Source organism: Emticicia sp. CRIBPO (genome assembly GCF_009905725.1).
In the GTDB taxonomy this organism is placed as follows: Bacteria; Bacteroidota; Bacteroidia; order Cytophagales; family Spirosomataceae; genus Leadbetterella.
Genome location: NZ_JAAAKV010000017.1, coordinates 1 through 15,517, shown reverse-complemented (window position 1 = coordinate 15,517; position 15,517 = coordinate 1). Strand labels below are relative to the sequence as shown.

15 protein-coding genes are annotated in these 15,517 nt (G+C 45.1%); 4 read left to right on the top strand and 11 right to left on the bottom strand.

All coding sequences use genetic code 11. The features are described 5' to 3' along the window. Positions 1 to 275: 275 nt before the first annotated feature. The 4 genes from GVN16_RS24650 to GVN16_RS24635 all read left to right on the top strand — a co-directional run bounded on the left by GVN16_RS24650 (position 276) and on the right by GVN16_RS24635 (position 2,907). Positions 276 to 791 carry a hypothetical protein gene (locus GVN16_RS24650; protein WP_166566640.1) on the top strand — a complete coding sequence of 172 codons (516 nt, stop codon included), beginning with the start codon at positions 276 to 278 and terminating at the stop codon, positions 789 to 791. Positions 792 to 952: 161 nt separating this feature from the next. Beyond that, positions 953 to 1,564, top strand: coding sequence for a DUF1444 family protein (locus GVN16_RS24645; protein WP_166566639.1), 612 nt, complete (start codon positions 953 to 955; stop codon positions 1,562 to 1,564). Positions 1,565 to 1,650: 86 nt separating this feature from the next. After that, positions 1,651 to 2,511 (top strand): alpha/beta fold hydrolase, encoded by an 861-nt coding sequence (locus GVN16_RS24640; RefSeq protein ID WP_166566638.1) that lies wholly within the window; start codon positions 1,651 to 1,653, stop codon positions 2,509 to 2,511. A gap of 108 nt (positions 2,512 to 2,619) precedes the next feature. Continuing rightward, positions 2,620 to 2,907 carry a hypothetical protein gene (locus GVN16_RS24635; RefSeq protein WP_166566637.1) on the top strand — a complete coding sequence of 96 codons (288 nt, stop codon included), beginning with the start codon at positions 2,620 to 2,622 and terminating at the stop codon, positions 2,905 to 2,907. On the opposite strand, the gene GVN16_RS24630 is transcribed toward GVN16_RS24635, so the two are convergent. The 11 genes from GVN16_RS24630 to GVN16_RS24580 form a co-directional block, all read right to left on the bottom strand. Continuing rightward, the gene (locus GVN16_RS24630) at positions 2,878 to 3,453 is read right to left on the bottom strand and encodes a GNAT family N-acetyltransferase (protein ID WP_166566636.1); all 576 of its coding nucleotides are present in this window, start codon (positions 3,451 to 3,453) and stop codon (positions 2,878 to 2,880) included. The genes GVN16_RS24635 and GVN16_RS24630 overlap by 30 nt on opposite strands. Further along, positions 3,434 to 3,973 (bottom strand): GNAT family N-acetyltransferase, encoded by a 540-nt coding sequence (locus tag GVN16_RS24625; RefSeq protein WP_166566635.1) that lies wholly within the window; start codon positions 3,971 to 3,973, stop codon positions 3,434 to 3,436. The genes GVN16_RS24630 and GVN16_RS24625 overlap by 20 nt, the downstream gene beginning before the upstream one ends. A 254-nt stretch (positions 3,974 to 4,227) precedes the next feature. After that, the gene (locus GVN16_RS24620) at positions 4,228 to 5,946 is read right to left on the bottom strand and encodes an ATP-binding protein (RefSeq protein WP_166566634.1); all 1,719 of its coding nucleotides are present in this window, start codon (positions 5,944 to 5,946) and stop codon (positions 4,228 to 4,230) included. Beyond that, positions 5,946 to 7,070, bottom strand: a complete 1,125-nt coding sequence (locus GVN16_RS24615; protein WP_166566633.1) for a sensor protein KdpD — start codon at positions 7,068 to 7,070, stop codon at positions 5,946 to 5,948. The genes GVN16_RS24620 and GVN16_RS24615 overlap by 1 nt, the downstream gene beginning before the upstream one ends. Positions 7,071 to 7,181: 111 nt before the next feature. Further along, positions 7,182 to 8,252, bottom strand: a complete 1,071-nt coding sequence (locus GVN16_RS24610) for a porin (RefSeq protein WP_166566632.1) — start codon at positions 8,250 to 8,252, stop codon at positions 7,182 to 7,184. Between the two features lie 66 nt (positions 8,253 to 8,318). After that, complete coding sequence (locus tag GVN16_RS24605; RefSeq protein ID WP_166566631.1) at positions 8,319 to 8,879, bottom strand: K(+)-transporting ATPase subunit C; 561 nt, start codon at positions 8,877 to 8,879, stop codon at positions 8,319 to 8,321. 13 nt (positions 8,880 to 8,892) lie between these two features. Next, complete coding sequence (gene kdpB, locus GVN16_RS24600) at positions 8,893 to 10,935, bottom strand: potassium-transporting ATPase subunit KdpB (RefSeq protein ID WP_166566630.1); 2,043 nt, start codon at positions 10,933 to 10,935, stop codon at positions 8,893 to 8,895. Positions 10,936 to 10,947: 12 nt separating this feature from the next. Continuing rightward, positions 10,948 to 12,672 carry a potassium-transporting ATPase subunit KdpA gene (kdpA, locus tag GVN16_RS24595; protein WP_166566629.1) on the bottom strand — a complete coding sequence of 575 codons (1,725 nt, stop codon included), beginning with the start codon at positions 12,670 to 12,672 and terminating at the stop codon, positions 10,948 to 10,950. A gap of 12 nt (positions 12,673 to 12,684) precedes the next feature. Then, positions 12,685 to 12,762, bottom strand: coding sequence for a K(+)-transporting ATPase subunit F (gene kdpF, locus GVN16_RS26365; RefSeq protein WP_205748989.1), 78 nt, complete (start codon positions 12,760 to 12,762; stop codon positions 12,685 to 12,687). A 257-nt stretch (positions 12,763 to 13,019) separates the two neighbouring features. Continuing rightward, complete coding sequence (locus tag GVN16_RS24585) at positions 13,020 to 14,357, bottom strand: sigma-54 dependent transcriptional regulator (RefSeq protein WP_166566628.1); 1,338 nt, start codon at positions 14,355 to 14,357, stop codon at positions 13,020 to 13,022. Between the two features lie 129 nt (positions 14,358 to 14,486). Further along, a complete protein-coding gene (locus tag GVN16_RS24580) occupies positions 14,487 to 15,314 on the bottom strand; it encodes a maleylpyruvate isomerase N-terminal domain-containing protein (protein ID WP_166566627.1) in 828 nt (275 codons plus the stop codon). Between the last annotated feature and the right edge of the window lie 203 nt (positions 15,315 to 15,517).

The following is a 15,517-nucleotide window of genomic DNA, read 5'->3' as shown; positions in this document are numbered from 1 at the left end:
TTCTAAGAAAATGGTTAAGAAAAATGGAAAAGCAATTGTATTTTTTTTATTTGTATACGTTTTTCCCTGAAGTAGCATACGAGGGCAGTTTGGAAGTTTTTGTGATAAAATTGAAGGTATGGTGCTTAAAGTTGAAGGGCTAAATTTGATTTTTTCAAAAAAAAGCGATATTTTTGAATACTTTTGTACAACTAAGAGCCTGAAAATTGATTTTGTCTTAATAAAAATAACCCGATTACCCTACTGTCAGGGGATAACCTAATTTAAACTATACCGTGATTTGGTCTTACACTAAATTTTTTGAAATTTTTGAATCTATCGATGACTCTCTGAAAAAAGGAAGGGTCATTCCGGCATTGATGCTCACCTATTCCAGCATGAGCAGTTTTAGCCTTCTTACGGAGTCTGAGGACTTGCCCAGGAAAGATACATTTGAGAACTGGGTAAAAAAATGGATGCTTGAAAAGTATCCGCTTCCATGCACAGCCTCTGAAATCTATGTTTCCATGTGCCGATTATTGCATCAGCCTGAAACGGAATCTTCTCAGTCCAAAAAGGAACCCATAAGAGAGATTCTGTACAGTTGGGATGATAAGAGATCAAACGCAGGAGATGTCGATTTGAGCAGTCATGACAAGAATACCATCTTTGTCAAAGCCGAAGATATTGTCAATGCCTACCGGAATGGTATGATTGATTGTATTGAGGAATTGGAAAATGATGAAAAACTGGCTAAAAATTTTAGAAAGAAATCCATGAAACTTTTTAGCTCCATTAACTATTCTGCCTGATTGACTTGTCTCACAGCGGTTCTCTTGCTGTATTGTTTCTGATTTTCAGAACTCCGTTTTTTGTTGCTTAATTATTTGTTGCAGATATGTGACCGAATACTGCTTTATTAGTCTAAATGAATATAAGGAGTGATTTGGTTAAATTCTAATTGAAATCTGCAATGCACATAAACTTTCCCAACTACATTGATCTGGAATTTGAGGCAAGATCTTTTCCGTTTAGTAAATCTAACAGGATTGATTTTGAGTTTTCAGATTCGATATTCCCGGTTTTTAAACCCCTGCCGTATTTAGGTACAGCTTTGATTGATGCTGTTTTTCTGCATCAACGGATCAGCGAGGATCTCTATTGTTTTTATGCCATTAAGCACAGTACCGGCTATGAAATTGTTCACCACGGACATCTTGAAACCTGGGGAGTGAGAAAGAACGACTTGTTCAGGATCGCCATGGATAATATGCGGAAACAGATCGTCGGTAATCTTGAGATCCATGGAGACGCCGAGGGGATGATGTTTACCATGAACGGCGAGTTTGAAGCAGGCCTGCTGATGATTGATGAGATCTGGGAGCAACTTGAAGAGCAGACTGGTGACCAGCTGGTGATTTCTGTACCCAGCCGCGGCGTACTGGTGGCTTGCGGAAAATCAAATTTTAAAGCTTCCAACCCCTTGCAGATGGTTGTAAAAAGCATTTTCAGAGAAAGTGACGCCCCCTTATCAGATAAATGGTTTATCAGGTCTGAGGGCCAGTGGAGTGTTTTTAAGGCATGATTACACTTTTCTGATAATTTTTGAGGGCGGTGCTGCGAATCCGGTAAATAAGTGCGTTATTTTTATTAAAAGTAAGTTATATCAATATGATAACAGAAACCAACGTTTTTGAGATTCAGGCCTCTGATCATGTGCCCGTTTCGGTTACCCGCTTTGGCCCGGAAAAAGACAATGGACGCATATTGCTTATTTGTTCAGCTACCGGAGTAAAACAGTCATTTTATGCCGCTTTTGCTACCTATGCAGCAGAATCAGGGTATACGGTTTATACCTTCGACTACCGGGGCATCGGTCTTTCTGCCCCTGCAGATCTCAACGGCTTTGAGGCCACTATGAGGGACTGGGCACAAAAAGACTGGAAAACGGTCACCCGCTACCTGACGGTCAAACATCCAGGCAGTAAAAAATTTCTGATCGGACATAGCATAGGAGGGAGTTTTATCGGCCTTTCAGATGCACACGAGGCTTTTGATGCTTTTGTTACAGTGGGCTCCCAATTGGGCTACTGGCGGTATTTTGATGCCTCTTCCAAACCTAAGGTACTCTGGTTTTTTCATGTGGCTATTCCGTTACTCAGTGTGATCAAAGGGTATTTTCCTTCTGCCGTGAAGAAATTGGGTGAACCTCTTCCCTATGGTGTGGCTTTTGACTGGAAAACCCTGATTATCCATCCGAAGTCTATTCTGGCCCTGGCCGGGAAATCTGAAAATCATTATGAAAAAATCAGGCAGCCGATGCTCATGCTCAGCATAGAAGACGACTGGATGGCCACCAGGCTGGCGGTGGATAAACTGGCCGGTGAGGTGTTTGTGAATGCCCGCGTTGAAAGAAGGCACATCGAAGTGGCTGAAGGCGGGAGTTCTTCCATCGGGCATATGAACCTGTTCCGGTCCGGATTCAAATATACCCTTTGGCATATTCCCCTCGGATGGCTGGCTAAACAATAATTTCAGGTTTGTTTTCGTATATATTTCCATCATAATACTACAATTGAGGTATTGTACTTCAGCTTAATTTCCGGGTACTTTGTTACCGGATGATTAACCTGATTTAAGATGGATTCCCGGGCGGTTTTATGGCAGAAATTAAAGCTTTTACTTCAGGATTACAATTTTGTAGTGGAGGCTGACCTTCCTGCTCCGGCGGGCATGGAGGAGTTCCTGGTTTGTCTCGAAATGCTGATTCTGCTGGGGAAAGTACATGTAAAACGAAAATTAAGCAGCAGGATTTACCTGGCAATGCTCCATCATAGAAATAAGAAAGCGGTTCCGCTGATTCAACCTGAAAGCTGGAAACTCAGGTTTTTGATTTTGTCAGGCAGGTTGCTGGGATTCAGGGTCTGAAGACCGGGTTTTGAGCCATTGCTCAGAGGTCATGGCGTAAACATAGTGATCGACAAACCCGCTGCTGTGTTCTGCTGCCTGGAATTTTATACCTTCCTGTACAAAATTCAGGCGGGCCGGGATGGCCTGGCTTTTAAAATTACCTGTTGCACATTCAATTTCTATTTTTTGAAGCCCGAGTACATTAAAACTGTAATCGAGGATGGCTTTACAGGCCAGTGTCATCAAACCCTTTCCCTGGGTGTCTTCAGATTGCCAGTAACCTATGGCTGTTTTTTGGTTGGGGTAGTCAATTTTATGCAGACCTATCAACCCGGTGATTTTTCCCTGGTTTTTAATGGCAAAGTTGAAACTCTCCTTTTTTTCTGCTTGCTCCATCGAAAACCTGATAAAGGCAAGGGTGTCTTCAATATCCCGGGTGTCTTCTACCCAAGGCAGCCATTCACTTAAATAATCATAATTGTCTTCTATCAGTTCGAAAATTTCCCGGGCGAAATCTTCTTTTACCAGTTCAAGTTCAAGGTGGTCATTGATGTGTAGCAGCATTTTCTTTTCGGGATTTTACATCAAACCGCCAGATGATTTTTTCATCTTCTTTGTTGATTTCCTTGAAGTTGTTTTTAGCCAGTACCCTGATAGAAGCAATATTCTGAGGTTTTGTTTCTGCCACAATACTTCTGATTTCTTTTTGTTCCCTGGCCCATTTGATGGCCCCCGAGAGGGTTTCGGTCATATAACCTTTGTTCTCAAAACCTGCTTCGCTGCCATATCCGATTTCTACCTGGCCGAATTTGTTAGGTTCTCCCTTAAAAAGAAAACTGGATACGATAGACTTCTGGTCTCTTTCTACAGCGATCCACAAGGCATGATAAGGAAGCTTTTTTGTGGTACTTCCGAGCTTGGGCAAGATACCGTCTGCCACTGCTTCATACAGATCCTCAGCTACTTGCCTCTTATGACATTGCAAACCCAGTTCGTTTTCCAGCGTACTGTTGTTATTGATGTATTTGATGGTCTGTTCGTAGGTTAAAGGGAAAATATTAAGTCTCTCGGTTTGAATCAGCATTTCTAAAAATAGTTTTGGCTTTCAGTTGCTGCAAATTAAGTGTTTTCCTGTTTAATTTCATATTGAATTTGTGGTTTTTAGCTTTAGGATTTAGGTATTGGCTTTTAGCAATTGGCTTTTCGCTTTTTTTGCAGAAACGTTGCATGCAACGTCTGTTCCGCAGCGAGTCCGGTAGATACACACGACCCTATGTATCTACCGGACTCGCTGGTGTTATGCCCCGATTTATCGGGGGCATAACACCAGCGGCTACTTCACGCCAGAGGCAATTTGAAGAAAAACGTGCTTCCCATCCCAATTTCACTTTCAACCCCGATTTTTCCGCCCTGGGCCAGGATAAAATCTTTGCTGATAGCCAGGCCTAATCCGGTTCCCGTCTTATTACTCCCCGGAATCTGGAAATAGCGGTCAAAAACCTTGTCTTTGTACCGTGGTTCAATGCCTTTGCCCTGGTCGTTGACCGAAAAGACAAGAAATTCATCTTCCTGCCTGATTTCGAGTTTCACTTTACTCTGTTCCGGCGAGTACCTGATCGCATTGGTCAGAAAATTGGTCAGTACCCAGGCCGTTTTTTCTACATCAGCCTTGAGATCCGGAAGATTCGCAGACTGATCAACACTTAATTCTATCTGCTTTTGATCAGCCTGATTTTTAACGGCATTTATGGCAAATTCAAGAATGTGCTCCGGACGGCTTTGTTGTATATTGAGCTGAATATTACCGGTTTCCACCTGCGACATGTTGAGCAATTCTCCTGTAATCTTCAACAAACGGTTGCTGTCGTCTTTCAGGCTCTCTACGAGTTGGGTCTGTTCTTCATTCAATGTTCCGACCTGTTTGTTTTCAAGAAGCTGCAAACTCATTTTCATAGATGAGATCGGTGTTTTCAACTCATGTGAAACAATGGCGATGAAGTTGGTTTTGGCAAAGTCAAGCTCTTTGAATGGCGTGATGTTTTTCAGAATAAGCACATGGCCGATCAATTGCTCTTCAGACTCGCCCGTAGGAGTGATGTTGATTTTGACCAGTTCTTTTTCGAAATAGCTTTCCTTCTGATCTGCGTAGATTTTGATGGGCTGAGTTTCGGCGTCAACATTTCCCATGTCCTGGATCAGCGATCGCATGAGGTCATTGGAAACAGAAACTTCAGCTGCCGGGTAGCCGATGAGATTTTCTCCCTGCATGTTGAGCAGCCTCAGGGCCTCGTCATTGACAAACAGGATTTTTTTGTTTTCATCGAGCCCGATAACTGCATCGTGCATATTGTCAATCAGGGTTTCAATCCGTTTTTTTTCAAAGAGCAGTTTGGAAAGGCTGCTGTTGTTATATTCTTCCAGTTTTTTAGCCATCGTATTGAACGATTTCGCCAGTTCCCCGAACTCATCATGGGATTCAAAATGTACCCTCTGGTTATATTTCTTATTGGCTATCTGCCTGATACTCTCTGTAAGTTCTTTGATCGGGTTAGCGATGCTGTTGGGAAGGTTGATCAGCAGGGTAAAGGCAATCAGGAAACAGATGGTTCCTGTGAAAGTAACCCAGATCGTTGCTGATTCGGCGGTTTCTTTGGCGATATTACTTTTTCGCTGAATGGCCTCCATGTTCAGCCGCATGATCTCTGAAATGTCTTCCCTGATCATGAAGTGGACGGCGGTATCGGACGGACTGGCTTTGAGCCGTTTGATGTGCTCATCCAGCTTTTCTGTGGATTCTTTCTCACCGATTTCAGTCACATTTTTTCTTTGCTTCCTGAGGTTGTGTTCAATTTTAGCAAAAGCCTCTTTTTGATGAAAGGTTTCGTCAAGGGCTATAAGGATGTTCCTGGAGTATTCCAGTGTGTTGTAATTGGCCTTCAGGATGTTTTCAGTATCGTTTTTGAGGGCGTTGATATACCTTGCCCCGACGAAGGTCAGGAGGGTGATCAGGATAAAAAGCAACCCGACACCAAGGGTGAGTTTGGTTCTTATTTTCATTATGAGAGGATGACTATATCAATTTTAACGGAAGATAGCTTTTTAAGGAGTTCGTTGAATACGTTGGTCGATAGAATTACATTAAAAAGATTAATATGAGGCTTGCCGATGCATATGGTCGTAATCTGTCTTTGCTCGGCAATGTCAATAATGGCTTTTGAAATGCTGCTGTGTTCTGTCCTGATGATTTCTGCTCCTGACTGGGTAGCCAGCTTGAAATTATTGATCAGGTGCCTTTGCTTGTCGAGGGCAATTTTGTCCGGGCTTTCCTTGGGTGTCTGCACATAAAGTACCATCCATTTACTGTTATAATAACTGGCCAGCCGGGCAGTTTTACGGATCACATTCCGGGCAGTCTTTTCATTGCTGCTGATACAGGCCATGAATTTCTCATGCCTAGGTATTTCTTTTTTGGGTACTTCAGAATCCACTTTTCTTTCTACCTGGCTGGCTACTTCCTTCAGGGCCAGTTCACGCAGCTGAAGGATGTGCTCGGCTTTGAAAAAGTTGTTCAGGGCCATCTGTATTTTCTCAGGCTTATAAATTTTGCCTTCTTTAAGCCGGATGATCAGTTCGTCGGCAGTGAGGTCAATGTTAACCACTTCATCGGCCATCTTGAGTACAATATCAGGGATTCTTTCTTTGACTTCGACTCCGGTAATTTCCTTGATTTCTTCATTGAGGCTTTCAATATGCTGGATGTTGACGGCACTGATGACATTGATGCCTGCTTCCAGGATTTCGGCCACATCCTGCCAGCGTTTCTCGTTTTTGCTGCCTTCAATATTGGTGTGGGCCAGTTCGTCGATGATGACGACCTCGGGACGAAGGTTAATAACAGCCTGAAGGTCCAGTTCTTCGAGTTCTTTGCCCTTATAAAAGAGCTTTCTTCTCGGCACTAACGGCAGACCTTCCAGCAGTTCCTCGGTTTCTTTGCGTTGGTGGGTCTCAATATAGCCTATTTTGACATCTATGCCGTTTCTGAGCAGGGAATGGGCTTCCTGCAGCATGCGGTAGCTTTTGCCCACGCCGGCACTCATGCCGATGTAAATTTTGAATTTACCCAGCCGCGATTTTTTGATCAGATCGAGGAAGTGCTGTACATTTTCTTCTTTTTCAGACATAGATATTTTAGGTTTGGGCAATACCCCGATAAAATACCTGATAAATTTCGAGAAAGTCAGGGAATATATTCCGGAAATCAGGCAGGCATTTTATACATGGGTGTTGAGATTTTAAAAACTAATGGCCAGCGAAGTCGTCAGACTCAGGTTATGATTTGATGCCTTGTCATTCATCGTAAAAATGGCGTCTCTGTTGTTAAAACCCCTGATTTCGGATCTCCATAAAACATTAGGCACAAAGGCGTAATCAAAATTCAAAGAGTAACCGAAAGTTTTGAATCCGTTGGCAGTGCCGGTTGAGATAATCACGCCTCTCGGGTCTGCATAGTATTCGGTACGCAGGGCAATGGCTGATTTTTCAGAGGTTTTCACTTTGACGATCAGCACCGGGCTGTACCAGGAATGGTATTTTTTACTTTTATAAGACTGCTGTTCGGCACCGTAATCAAAACCCAATGTCGTACCGACTTTCGGACTGAGCTGGGCAATCATATAAAAATTATGGAAATACCGCATTTGTCTGACACTGTCAGGTTTGTCATTGCCGATGAACGAACTGCTGTTCAAGGTGATGCTTCCATTCGGTTTGTAGGTCAGTTGGTGACCAAAAGCGGGAGTATTGTTGCCATCCGGTCTTTTGATCCTTTGCCATCCGTTCAGCATCATTCCTGATACATACCATTTTTCATTGGCCGAGGTGTACCCGATTTTTACCCCAGTTTCATAATAGGGCGAGTTTTCGGCCAGCAGGCTTCGGCTCAGGTTCCAGCAGTCTTTGCCTACGGCACTTTCAAAACCAATGTGAGAGGGCATGAGACCTGCATCGATCCACAGGTTGTGGTTTTTCGCCACTTTGATACCGGCATTGGCTTCAAAAACATGTTTCATAAGCCCCTGCTCCGCAGATAAATTGTACTGGGCATAAGTACCCGCCATCAGAGCCAGGTTGCCTCTGACTTTGTCTGTCGCATAGTTGGCTTTGATGAAACCCAGGTTGAGGTTTACCTCGTTATGTCTGTTGAAATTATACAGAAAGGCCGGTTTTTCATGCGAGCCAGGGTTTTGAAAATCATAACTGTAATAAGTTTCAAGATACCCTGAGAAAGTTAAGGGAGACTCGTCAACCTGGGCTTTCAATCCTGAGAAGACCAGGAGCAATACGACGGTAAATAATGTTTTCATTTTCTTTGGTTTGTTGTACATGTTTGAAATGGACATTGAAGGTTTTATCCTTCAATGTCATAAAAATTATTGAATCTGATCAAGGGCTGCATTAAGTTCCAGGACATTAATGACCGATGGTCCGAAAAGCCCCAGTAAGGGTTTCTGAATGCTCTTTTCTACCAAAGCCGCGACCTGCGTTTCTGAGATATTCCGGGCTGTGGCCACTCTTTTGATCTGTACCATAGCAGCTTCAGGCGAAATGTCCGGATCAAGTCCGCTGCCTGAGGCGGTCACCATTTCAGAAGGGATTTCTTTTTTGGTGAGATAAGGATGATGCACCTGGAAACTGTCGATCCTGGTTTCCACTTCTTTGAGATAAGCCGGGTTAGACGGTCCTTTGTTGCTGCCCGCACTACCCGCTGCATTGTAGGATACTGCTGAGGGCCTGCCCCAGAAATACTTTTCTGCCGTGAACGATTGTCCGAGTTTTTTATAACCCAGCACTTTCTGGTTGACACTTACGGTTTCGCCTTTGCCGGCTCCGGGAGCAAGTCCGGCGATACCTGTAATAGCGAGTGGGTAAAGCACCCCGAACAACACCAAAGTGAACAGGGTAAGGATGATGACTGAAAATAAGCTTTTCATGATCTTAATGTTTTTAGATGAATAATGAGACGCCGAGGTCAATGATTTTGATACCGATGAATGGGATAATAATACCTCCGAGACCATAGATGAGCAGGTTCCTTCTCAGGATGGCACTTGCTCCGATGGGTTTGTAGGATACCCCTTTCAAAGCCAGTGGAATGAGCAACGGAATAATGATGGCATTGAAAATGACCGCCGACAAAATCGCACTTTCCGGACTGTGGAGGTTCATGATGTTCAGCCCCTGCAAGGCAGGAATCGAAGCAATGAAAAGGGCCGGAACGATCGCGAAATATTTGGCTACGTCATTGGCAATAGAGAAAGTCGTCAGTGTGCCCCTTGTCATGAGCAATTGTTTGCCGATTTCCACGATCTCAATCAGTTTGGTCGGGTCATTGTCCAGGTCCACCATGTTTCCGGCTTCTTTCGCAGCCTGGGTGCCGTTGTTCATCGCTACTCCCACATCTGCCTGGGCCAGGGCCGGGGCATCGTTGGTTCCGTCTCCCATCATCGCCACCAGTTTACCCTGTGCCTGCTCCGCTTTGATGTAGTTCATTTTGTCTTCAGGTTTCGCTTCGGCAATGAAATCATCCACGCCCACTTTGTCGGCTATGAATTTGGCGGTCAGAGGGTTGTCACCTGTGATCATCACGGTTTTTACACCCATTTTTCTCAGCCTTTCAAACCGCTCCTGGATACCGGTTTTGATGATGTCCTGCAGTTCTATAACCCCGATCACTTTTTCGTTTTCACAAACCACGAGCGGTGTACCTCCGTTGGTCGATATGGCGGTTACTTTATCCGCCACATCTTTCGGGAATGGATTTCCGGCTTTCTCGGTCAGGTTTCTGATCGAGTCAAAGGCTCCTTTCCTGATGCGGGTTTGTTCAAAATCAATGCCTGAACTCTTCGTTTCTGCGGTAAACCTGATAAAAACCGGTGCTTTGACATTATAGCTTAGAGGATTAACCCCGGCCAGTTCCACGATCGATTTTCCCTCGGGTGTTTCATCTGCCATGGAGCTGAGTGTGGCACATTGGATAAAATGCTTCTGATCAACCCCTACGGCAGGATAAAAATGGGTGGCTTTCCGGTTACCGATGGTGATAGTTCCGGTTTTGTCCAGCAGCAAGACATCAATGTCCCCGGCAGTTTCCACGGCTTTACCACTTTTAGTGATCACATTGGCCCTCAGGGCCCTGTCCATACCTGCAATCCCGATGGCGGAAAGCAAACCTCCGATGGTGGTAGGGATCAGACAAACAAAAAGAGCGATAAATGCCGCAATGGTAATTGGTGTATGGGCGTAATCTGCAAAAGGCTTCAAAGTTACACACACGATGATAAAGATCAGTGTAAATGCCGCCAGGAGTATGGTCAGTGCAATTTCGTTAGGCGTTTTCTGCCTGCTGGCCCCTTCTACCAGGGCAATCATTTTGTCCAGGAAGCTTTCGCCTGGCTGGGTGGTCACCCTCACCTTGATTTTGTCAGATAATACCTTGGTACCTCCGGTTACGCTGCTTTTATCACCACCTGCTTCACGGATCACCGGGGCAGATTCTCCTGTGATAGCACTTTCGTCGATGGTGGCAATACCTTCTATGATTTCACCGTCCATCGGAATGGTATCTCCTTCTTCGCAGATAAAAAGGTCGCCTTTATTGAGGGTGGATGAAGGCACCACTTTGACCTCATTCAGGTACATATCACCGATGACGAAGATCTTTTTGGCAGGCGTTTCCTCCCTGGTTTTGCGGAGGCTATTGGCCTGGGCCTTTCCCCTGGCTTCGGCCAGGGCCTCTGCAAAATTGGCAAATAATAAAGTAAGTAACAGGATAAGAAAAACGGTGAGGTTGTAGCCGAAGCTTCCCTCATGGGTCTCGCCGAATAATATAGTGATACAAACCACAAGCATGATCAATGTGCCGATTTCAACCGTAAACATAACGGGGTTACGGAACATTAGTTTCGGGTTCAGTTTAACGAAAGACTGCACAAAAGCCTCTTTCATCAGCTGACCATCGAATAAGGAAGTTTGATTATTTCTGTTCATTTTAATAAATGATTAAAACATGGTGAAATATTCTGCGAATGGTCCGAGGGCCAGGGCAGGGAAAAATGAAAGGGCGGTAATGATGAAGATCACAGCAAACACCATAATGGAGAAGGTGGAAGAGTCGGTTTTCAGCGTACCTGCACTTTCGGGAATGTATTTTTTATCAGCCAGCAAACCTGCGATGGCCAGAGGCCCGATGATCGGTAAATACCTGCTCAGCAGAAGGACAATCCCCGTAGTGATGTTCCAGAAAGGATTATTGTCGCCCAATCCCTCAAAACCGCTGCCGTTGTTAGCTGAAGAAGAGGTGTATTCATATAACATTTCTGAGAATCCGTGATAGCCGGGGTTGTTAAGCCACCCGGTAGCGTTGCCGTTAAACCACCAGCCCATGGGGGTGTCACCGGCAGCAAAATAAGAGGCCAGGGCAGTTCCTGCCAGAATCAGCAGTGGGTGAAGAATGGCAATCACCGCGGCGATTTTCACTTCCCGTGCTTCTACTTTTTTGCCCAGGAATTCCGGTGTCCGGCCGACCATCAGTCCTGAAATAAACACTGCCAGGATGATAAAGACATAATAATTGAGAATACCGACGCCACAACCACCGTAAAAGGCATTGATCATCATGGCGAGCAGTTGCATGGCCCCTGATATCGGCATACTGCTATCGTGCATGCTGTTGACAGAACCTGTGGAGATTACCGTCGTTGCAATGCTCCAGTAGCCCGAAGCTGCGGCCCCGAACCTGGTTTCCTTACCTTCCATGCTGCCGGCGTGCTGAGCGATGCCCATTTTTTCGATGGCCGGGTTGCCGTTCATTTCAAAAATAACCGTCGGGACAGCCAGTAATAAGAATCCTGCGGTCATAACTCCGAAGATGGCCCATGCCATTTTCTTTCTTCTCAGGAAATAACCCAGGGCAAAGATCATCGCAAAAGGAATGATCATCTGGGCGATCATCTCAGCCATATTGGTGGAATAATCCGGGTTTTCAAGTGGGTGGGCAGAGTTGGCTCCGAAAAAGCCGCCACCGTTGGTGCCCAGGTGCTTGATGGCTACAAATGCCGCTGCAGGCCCTCTTGATACCTTCACGGTGTCACCTTGCAGGGTAGTGATGGTATCTTTTCCTTCGAAAGTCATCGGAACACCTTTAAAAGCGAGGAAGGTAGCCAGTACGATGGAAAGCGGCAGGAGAATCCTGGTGCAGCTTTTCAGGAAATAATTATAGAAGTTTCCGAGCTGGCTGGTCTGACGCTCCCGCATCGCATTGAACAGGACCGCACAGGCAGCCATACCCGTAGCTGCAGACACAAAATGCAGGTACATCAGCCCGATCAGCTGACCCAGGTAAGACACGCCCGTTTCGCCGGAATAGTGTTGTAAATTACAGTTGACGATAAATGAGATGGCTGTGTTGAAAGCCAGGTCAGGCGACATGGAAGGGTTTCCGTCGGGATTGAGTGGTAACCAGCCCTGATTGGTCAGGATAAAGAACGACAGGAAAAACCACACAAAATTGATAGAAAGAAGAGCATAAAGATGCTGTTTCCAGTTCATTTCTCTGGTCACATCTATGCGGCTGGCTTTAAAGAAGAATTTTTCAACCGGGTTAAACACCGGGTCAAGGAAGGTTTTTTCGCCACCGAAAACCCTGGCGATGTATTTTCCCAAAGGAATGGCCAGGAGGAGGGTGATGACAAACATGGCTATTATGCCTGCAATTTCAGTGTTCATGTTTTTGATGATTTAGAATTTTTCCGGTTTCAGCAGTACATACACGAGGTAGGCGAAAACCAGGATCGATAAAATGAGTAATGCTGTCATGATGTTAAATTTTTTCGAAGAATTGAACCGATTTGTAAAGCAGACCGTAAAGGGCCGTGAAAACGAGGAGAAGAATAATGGTAATCATTTTGATAAATATTTAATTATGATCACCCTGTGCCAAATATTGGTCCGGTCTGGATTTTAAAGTTGTAAGTGATTGTGGATTAGTTTATTAAAAATATTTCCGGATTTCAGGCCATAAAAAAAGCCTATCAAAATGATAGGCTCCTTATCAAAACGAAACGGTTAATGCTTTAAATGCCGAACTCCTCCAGCTTGCGGTAAAGGGTCGCGATGCCGATTTCCAGGAGACGGGCTGTCTCTGCTTTATTGCCCCGGGTATAATTCATTACCTTCTGGATGTGCAGTTTTTCTACGCTGGCCATCGAAAATGCCGAAAGGGTGCTGCCGGGTTCCTGGGCAGGTTGCTGTATATCAAAGGGCAATAGCCCCACGGTAAGTATTTCTTCGTCTGCCAGGATCACTGCCCGCTCAATGATATTTTTCAGTTCACGGATATTGCCTGTCCAGTGGTATTTCTCCAGTTTTTCGAGAAATTCAGGGCTCACTCCTTTGACTTTCTTGTTGGTTTTATCAGCAAACTGCCTGACAAAATATTCGGTCAGCGGCTCAATGTCTTTTATCCGCTCTCTGAGCGGAGGAAGGTGTATTTCGAAGACATTCAGCCTGAAATAAAGGTCCGAGCGAAAATGGTTTTCTTCGTATTCTTTTTTCAGGTCCCGGTTGGTGGCGGCTATCAGCCTGAAATTCACTTTTGTAGGTTTGGTATCCCCCAGTTTGATGAACTCGCTGGTTTCCAGTACCCTGAGCAGCTTGGCCTGTAATTCCAGGGGCATTTCACCAATTTCGTCAAGCAGCAAAGTGCCGCCGTTGGCCTCTTCGAGCAAACCTTTTTTATCTTTGTGTGCCCCGGTAAAAGCCCCCTGTTTGTAACCGAAAAGTTCGCTTTCGAGCATGTCTTTTGTGAAAGAACTGCAGTTGAGGCTCACAAATGACTTACCTGAACGGTTGCTGCCCTGGTGGATCCCCTGGGCAAAAACCTCTTTTCCCGTGCCGGTTTCTCCGGTCAGTAACACATTGGTGTCTATCGGGGCTACTTTCTTAGCCAGGTCTTTGGCCTGCTGAATGGCTTTGGATTTGCCTATGATGGCTTCAAAAGAAAATTTTTCATTGACTCTTTTTTCCAGGTCGCTGACTTTCTTTTTGAGCTGCACCTTTTCCAGGGCCCTGTAGAGCAGCGGAATTATTTTTTCGTTGTCATCTCCTTTTACGATGTAATCAAACGCCCCGTTTTTCATGGCCTGAACGCCGTCGGCGATGTTCCCGTAGGCCGTCAGCAAAATGATTTCGAGGTCAGGATGAAGGGTTTTGATTTTTCCTGCCAGCTCAACGCCGTTGCCATCAGGCAGTTTGACGTCAGAAAGCACCACTTGAACTTCGTGGTTTTCCAATACTTTTAACCCTGATTTACAATTTCCGGCCTGCAGCACATCAAATCCTTCGGATTCCAGTATCCTGCCCAGAAGCGTCCTGAGCTTCTCTTCGTCATCGATGATCAGTATTGTTTTCAAAAGAAGTCTTGATTATTTGGCCGTAAATGTAAGTTATTTGTGATTTAGTGAGAGAGTGAATGATGATTAATTTTCCATCCCCGGCTCAGACTTACCTGCAAAAATTAAGCCTAGCCCTTTTTCCCGCAATCAGGCCATCACCGCCAGCATGTCCAATATCCTGCTTCCTCTCGGATCACCTTCTATACCGGTTTGCTTTTCGGCTTCGGCCCGTGAAATGCCTTTGGTGAATATTCGCCAGGCGATTTCTCCTTTGATATTGACTTTGCTGATGATGTTTTCAGAATTTCCGGTCAATGCCCATGCCTGCCCGTTATGACTTAAAAACCAATCGCCGCCACCTTCTGTGCTGATGCTGAATTGAATGGTTTCTCCTGCTTTGCCTTCCACATTCCGGTAGTGATGAGGCAAGGCCCTCATCGATGTTTCCAGGTGAGGATGATATAATTCCCTGGTATACAATTCATGATCCAGGTCCACAGCCAGTCGGATCTGTTGCTGATGGTGCCATTTTTCGGTGTATTCTCTGGCGATGTGAAACCAGTTTTGAGAAACATCTTCCCCGGCCCAGGCTACCGAAAAAGCGGCATCTGCAAAGGGATTGAGCGTTGTAAGAAACTGATGGTATTCTTTTCCTGTGGCCTCCAGCATGTCTGTCAGGATAGCCGGACTTACCCTCTTCATGGCTTTTACCCATTCTGCATTGAGCCTGTTCAGGTAGCTGAGCAGATCCTGGTAAGACGAAATTTCTCCGGGACTATCGCCGAAATAACCGTCTTTGAGCATCGACAAGGTCCTGATATTTCCGTCCAGCAGATGGGCGGCAACATCCTTCACTTTCCATAAAGGGGCAATGGTTTGTCGTTCCCAATCTTCCTTTGAAAGAGACCGTAGCACTTCTATGAGCTTTTCATCCAGCTTTGGAAAGAGGTCATTGAGGAAAATGGGAGAGGACATAAGATAATTTTCAATGATTGAATGATAGAGTGATGAATGATAGAATGCCTGAATGATAGAATGAGGGTAATGATTTATCGGAAATTGTATAGCGGTTGAAATGCACAGCCGTGCATTTCAACCGCTAACCGCTAACCGCTAACCGCTAACCGCTAACCGCTAACCGCTAACCGCTAACCGCTAACCGCTAACCGCTAACCGCT

Excerpts from the sequence above, each read along its gene's own strand:
- GVN16_RS24645 (WP_166566639.1), top strand. The coding sequence starts at position 953 with ATGCACATAAACTTTCCCAACTACATTGATCTGGAATTTGAGGCAAGA.
- GVN16_RS24640 (WP_166566638.1), top strand. The coding sequence starts at position 1,651 with ATGATAACAGAAACCAACGTTTTTGAGATTCAGGCCTCTGATCATGTG.
- GVN16_RS24635 (WP_166566637.1), top strand. The coding sequence starts at position 2,620 with ATGGATTCCCGGGCGGTTTTATGGCAGAAATTAAAGCTTTTACTTCAG.
- GVN16_RS24630 (WP_166566636.1), bottom strand. The coding sequence starts at position 3,453 with ATGCTGCTACACATCAATGACCACCTTGAACTTGAACTGGTAAAAGAA.
- GVN16_RS24625 (WP_166566635.1), bottom strand. The coding sequence starts at position 3,973 with ATGCTGATTCAAACCGAGAGACTTAATATTTTCCCTTTAACCTACGAA.
- GVN16_RS24620 (WP_166566634.1), bottom strand. The coding sequence starts at position 5,946 with ATGAAAATAAGAACCAAACTCACCCTTGGTGTCGGGTTGCTTTTTATC.
- GVN16_RS24615 (WP_166566633.1), bottom strand. The coding sequence starts at position 7,070 with ATGTCTGAAAAAGAAGAAAATGTACAGCACTTCCTCGATCTGATCAAA.
- GVN16_RS24610 (WP_166566632.1), bottom strand. The coding sequence starts at position 8,252 with ATGAAAACATTATTTACCGTCGTATTGCTCCTGGTCTTCTCAGGATTG.
- GVN16_RS24605 (WP_166566631.1), bottom strand. The coding sequence starts at position 8,879 with ATGAAAAGCTTATTTTCAGTCATCATCCTTACCCTGTTCACTTTGGTG.
- kdpB (WP_166566630.1), bottom strand. The coding sequence starts at position 10,935 with ATGAACAGAAATAATCAAACTTCCTTATTCGATGGTCAGCTGATGAAA.
- kdpA (WP_166566629.1), bottom strand. The coding sequence starts at position 12,672 with ATGAACACTGAAATTGCAGGCATAATAGCCATGTTTGTCATCACCCTC.
- kdpF (WP_205748989.1), bottom strand. The coding sequence starts at position 12,762 with ATGACAGCATTACTCATTTTATCGATCCTGGTTTTCGCCTACCTCGTG.
- GVN16_RS24580 (WP_166566627.1), bottom strand. The coding sequence starts at position 15,314 with ATGTCCTCTCCCATTTTCCTCAATGACCTCTTTCCAAAGCTGGATGAA.